General features: G+C 41.3%; 1 protein-coding gene. It reads left to right on the top strand.

Annotation, left to right across the window (positions count from 1 at the left end; genetic code table 11):
* The coding region (locus GY843_RS08805) for a hypothetical protein (RefSeq protein WP_297308666.1) at window positions 1–1,714 on the top strand (1,714 nt) is incomplete at both ends.

Genomic DNA, 1,714 nt, shown 5'->3' on the forward strand with positions numbered 1-1,714 from the left:
CTTAACAGTTCTTGGTATTGCTGCGGTAAAAACTGATTGGAACAAGGCTGAAGGAGTTGTGGTAGACTACTGCGACCCAGCTAAAATGGTTTGGTCTTACACTGAGGACCCAAACTTTGAAGATATTTACTATGTTGGTGAGGTTAAGTCTATAACAATACCAGAGCTTAAAAAGCAATACCCATCAATCTCTGAGGAAGAGTTGGACAGAATATCCAAGATGGGTAACAGAAGCGACTATGTTGTTGGTTGGAACGACTATGACGAGAATACTGTTCAGGTTTTATACTTTGAGTACAAGACATATATGAACCAGGTGTTTAAGCTAAAGCAAACAGGTGTTGGTTTAGAAAAGGTTATAGAAAAGACAGATTCTTTTGACCCACCACCATCGGACACATTTAAGAAGGTGTCAAGGACTATAGAGGTGTTGTTCACTGGTGCTAAGATTCTTGGTTACGACCAAATGATTGATTGGAGACTGTCGGAAAATATGACAAGACCATACGCTGACACAACAAAGGTCAATATGAATTATGCTATCTCTGCCCCAAGAATGTACAAGGGTAGGATAGAGTCAACGGTAAGTAAGATTACTGGGTTTGCTGATATGATAAACATCACAAACTTAAAGATACAGCAGGTCATATCTAAGTTAGTTCCAGATGGGGTTTACTTAGACATTGATGGACTAGCTGAGGTGGACCTCGGTAATGGTACAAGTTATAATCCCCAAGAGGCTTTGAACATGTACTTCCAAACGGGTAGTATACTTGGTAGGTCTCTGACACAGGAGGGTGACATGAATAGGGGTAAGGTTCCTATACAAGAACTAAGTTCATCAAATGGTCAGGCAAAGTTATCGGCATTAATTAACACCTATCAGTATTACTTGCAAATGATTAGGGATGTCACAGGACTTAACGAGGCCCGTGACGGTAGCGCACCTATGGAGGACACACTCGTAGGGCTGCAAAAGCTTGCCGCTAACGCATCAAACGTAGCGACACGACACATATTACAGTCTAGCCTTTATTTAGCCGCTAGAACGTGCGAAAACATATCTCTAAGGATTGCGGATTCTATTGAGTTTGCATTGACAAATAACTCACTCCAGGAGGCTATAAGTGCATACAATGTAGGTACGCTTCAAGAAATAAGTAAGTTACACCTACATGACTTTGGTATATACCTAGAGCTTGAGCCAGAGGATGAAGAAAAAGCGCAGCTTGAGCAAAACATACAGATTGCATTGAAGTCTGGGGGCATCGACATAGAGGATGTTATAGACATTCGAGAGATACAGAATATAAAGCTTGCTAACGAAGTACTGAAGCAGAAGAGAAAGAAGAAGGCTGAGGCAGATAGACAGGCTCAGTTACAAAACATTCAGGCTCAGGCCAACGCTAATGCTGAGGCTGCTGAAAAGGCTGCATTTGCTGAGGTTCAAAAACAGCAGGCATTGACACAAGAAAAGGTTAACATAGAGCAAGCTAAGTCTCAGTTTGAAATACAAAGACTTAGAGCTGAAGCTGAAATTAAGAGAGAGTTGATGCAGGCTGAGTTTAACTTTAACATGCAGTTAGCTCAAGTAAGGGCTAATGCTGAGGGTCAAAAAGAACAAGAGATAGAGGACCGAAAGGATAAAAGAATTAGGATGCAGGGTACTCAGCAGAGTGAACTCATCAACCAAAGAAAAAACAACTTACTACCA

Origin of the sequence: Neptuniibacter sp. (genome assembly GCF_024231755.1) — a bacterium.
In the GTDB taxonomy this organism is placed as follows: Bacteria; Pseudomonadota; Gammaproteobacteria; order Pseudomonadales; family Balneatricaceae; genus Neptuniibacter.